The organism is Sulfitobacter sp. HI0040 (assembly GCF_001634885.1).
GTDB lineage: Bacteria > Pseudomonadota > Alphaproteobacteria > Rhodobacterales > Rhodobacteraceae > Sulfitobacter.
Window position 1 is genome coordinate 1 of record NZ_LWEX01000132.1, and the last position, 3,145, is coordinate 3,145.

3 protein-coding genes are annotated in these 3,145 nt (G+C 63.2%); 2 read left to right on the forward strand and 1 reads right to left on the reverse strand.

From position 1 onward, the window contains the following. Both A3728_RS09500 and hutU read left to right on the forward strand, forming a co-directional pair. Positions 1-537, forward strand: a 537-nt coding sequence (locus tag A3728_RS09500) for an N-formylglutamate amidohydrolase (protein ID WP_201722308.1), incomplete at its 5' end; no start/stop codon positions are given. Then, positions 534-2,213 carry a urocanate hydratase gene (gene hutU, locus A3728_RS09505; protein ID WP_067922672.1) on the forward strand — a complete coding sequence of 560 codons (1,680 nt, stop codon included), beginning with the start codon at positions 534-536 and terminating at the stop codon, positions 2,211-2,213. The genes A3728_RS09500 and hutU, both read left to right, overlap by 4 nt. 7 nt (positions 2,214-2,220) lie before the next feature. Here hutU and A3728_RS09510 read toward each other — a convergent pair whose 3' ends face one another. Beyond that, positions 2,221-2,910: a GntR family transcriptional regulator gene (locus A3728_RS09510; RefSeq protein ID WP_067922675.1), complete on the reverse strand. Its 690-nt coding sequence runs from the start codon at positions 2,908-2,910 to the stop codon at positions 2,221-2,223. Positions 2,911-3,145: the final 235 nt, after the last annotated feature.

The window sequence follows — 3,145 nt, forward strand, 5'->3', positions numbered from 1 at the left end:
GGGTTGATCCCGCTGACGGATTTCGATGACAACGCCATCTGGGAAACCCCGCCCTCCCCCGCCGATACCGAAACACGGCTCAAAAGCTTCCACGCCCCCTACCACGCCGCGCTGGAGGAGGAACTGGACCGGGTGCGCAAGAAGCACGGCATTGCGATCCTCTATGATTGCCATTCGATCAGGAGCGAGATCCCGTTTCTCTTCGACGGCACCCTGCCTGATTTCAACATCGGTACGAACGATGGCCGCACCTGCGCGCGGGCGCTCGAAACCGCAGCATATGGCCTTTGCCGCGCGGAGGACGGCTACACCTCCGTTCTCAACGGGCGCTTCAAGGGGGGCTGGACGACGCGGCACTATGGGCGACCTGCCAAGGGGGTCCACGCCATACAGATGGAGCTTGCGCAGTCCGCCTACCTGAACGCCGAAGCGCCGCCCTGGGAATACGACCCTGCCAAGGCCCAGCGCCTGCGCCGCCCGCTCGCCCGCCTGCTCGGCAAACTCGCCCACATCGCCCTCGACGGAGACCTAAAATGACCGATTCCCGCAAGAACACCCGAGATATCTTTCCCGCCACCGGGTCCGAGATCACCGCCAAAAGCTGGCTGACCGAAGCGCCCATGCGGATGCTGATGAACAACCTGCATCCGGACGTGGCCGAAAACCCCCATGAACTCGTCGTCTATGGCGGGATCGGGCGGGCCGCCCGGACGTGGAAGGATTTCGACGCCATCGTGGCAAGCCTGAATTCGCTGGAAGAGGACCAGACGCTGCTCGTTCAATCAGGCAAACCGGTGGGGATCTTCCGCACCCACAAGGATGCGCCGCGCGTGCTCATCGCGAATTCCAACCTCGTGCCCCATTGGGCGAACTGGAGCCACTTCAACGAACTCGACCGCAAGGGGTTGGCGATGTACGGCCAGATGACTGCCGGATCGTGGATCTACATCGGCAGTCAGGGCATTGTTCAGGGAACCTACGAAACCTTTGTCGAAGCTGGGCGGCAGCACTATGGCGGTGACCTCATCGGCAAATGGATCCTGACCGGGGGGCTTGGCGGCATGGGCGGGGCGCAGCCGCTCGCCGCGGTGATGGCCGGGGCCTGTTGCCTCGCGGTGGAATGCAACGCCGAAAGCATCGATTTTCGCCTGCGGACCCGATACCTCGACGAAAAGGCCGAAACACTGGACGAAGCCTTGGAGAAGATCGAGCGCTGGACAAAGGCGGGCGAAGCGAAATCCGTGGGCCTCTTGGGCAATGCTGCCGATGTCTTTCCCGAACTCGTCCAGCGGATGAAAAACGGCGGCCCCCGGCCAGATATCGTCACCGACCAGACCAGCGCCCATGACCCGATCAACGGCTATCTTCCTCAAGGGTGGAGCATGGCCGAATGGCGCGCCGCGCGAGAGGCTGAACCGGCAAAGGTGGAAAAGGCCGCCCGCGCCAGCATGAAAACCCATGTGGCAGCCATGGTGGATTTCTGGAACGCCGGGGTTCCGACCCTCGACTATGGCAACAACATCCGGCAGGTGGCGCAGGACGAAGGCCTCGAAGATGCCTTCGCCTTCCCCGGCTTTGTGCCCGCCTATATCCGGCCCCTGTTCTGCCGGGGCATCGGCCCTTTCCGCTGGTGCGCGCTTTCGGGTGACCCGGAGGATATCTACAAGACCGACGCCAAGGTGAAGGAACTGGTGGACGATCCGCACCTGCATAATTGGCTGGATATGGCGCGCGACAGGATCAGCTTTCAGGGCCTACCCGCGCGCATTTGCTGGGTCGGGCTGGGCGTGCGGCACAAGCTTGGCCTCGCCTTCAACGAAATGGTGCGAACGGGCGAGCTTTCGGCCCCCGTGGTGATCGGTCGCGATCACCTCGATTCAGGTTCCGTCGCGTCGCCCAACCGCGAAACCGAAGCGATGAAGGACGGCAGCGACGCGGTTTCAGACTGGCCCCTGCTGAACGCGTTGCTCAACACGGCGTCTGGCGCGACCTGGGTGTCACTGCACCATGGCGGCGGCGTGGGCATGGGCTTTTCGCAGCATTCCGGAATGGTGATCTGCTGCGACGGCACAGAGGACGCCGATCGCCGCATCGCCAATGTGCTCTGGAACGACCCGGCCACCGGGGTGATGCGCCATGCCGATGCCGGCTACGAAGACGCGCTCGACTGCGCGCGGGAGCATGGGTTGGATCTGCCGGGTATTCTGGGCTGACGTTCGATCAGTAGCGCGTCGTCATCCGGTACCCTTCCCGGTAGGTCAGCCGGACGAAGGTGATGGCTTGCTCTTCCCACCATGTCGAGCGTTCCGCCTGAAAGAGCGGGGCGCCTTCCGCGCAATCCAGGTGGGCGGCCAGAACTCTATCCGCCGCCGTGGAGCGAAAGCTCATCTCCACCGTGGAGAACGGAACGGCAGCGACAAGCCATTCGTTCGGACCTACCGCACTGAAGTCGGCTGTCCGGGCTGCCGGAAGTACGGAGATATCGATCCAGCGATCTTCGTGCTGATAGGGCGTGTGGTCGGCATAGTGCATACACTCGACGTGCAAAACACTCTCCCCCCGTGAGACGCCGAGCCGACCGCAGAGCCAATCCGGTACATTGACCTCGTCGCGCGAAAGAAGGGCATAGCGATAGGTGGCCCCGATGGCTTCGACTTCCTTGCGGATGATCGGGATATCGAAACGGGCCTGCCGCATGGGGGCCATGCGCACGCGCGTTCCCGCCTTGCGCCGCCGCTCCACGATCCCGTCGTCCGCCAGTTCGCGCATCGCCCGGTTCACCGTGGCGCGCGCACAGCCATGCTGTTCCGCGAGTTCGACTTCGCCGGGCAAAAGGCTACCGGGCGGCCAATACCCCTGCACGATGCGTTGCAGGATATCCGCCTTCAGCTCCTTGTACCCGATCGCCATTCCGATGCTTCGCCTCTGCCACGCAATCTGATGCAAAAGGTACAGACATAAAGTGGATATATCTAGGCAAAAGGGAAGGGCCCTCAGGCGCAGATCGGTCCCTGCACCAGCCAGAGCAACCAGAAAGACATCGCCAAGAAGGGCCCGAAGGGCATGGCCCGGTCCCAGGGAGGCCCCCGCAGGAGCGCATAACCCAGCGCGGTAGCCGCCGAAATCAGCACAACCAGCGGCAACG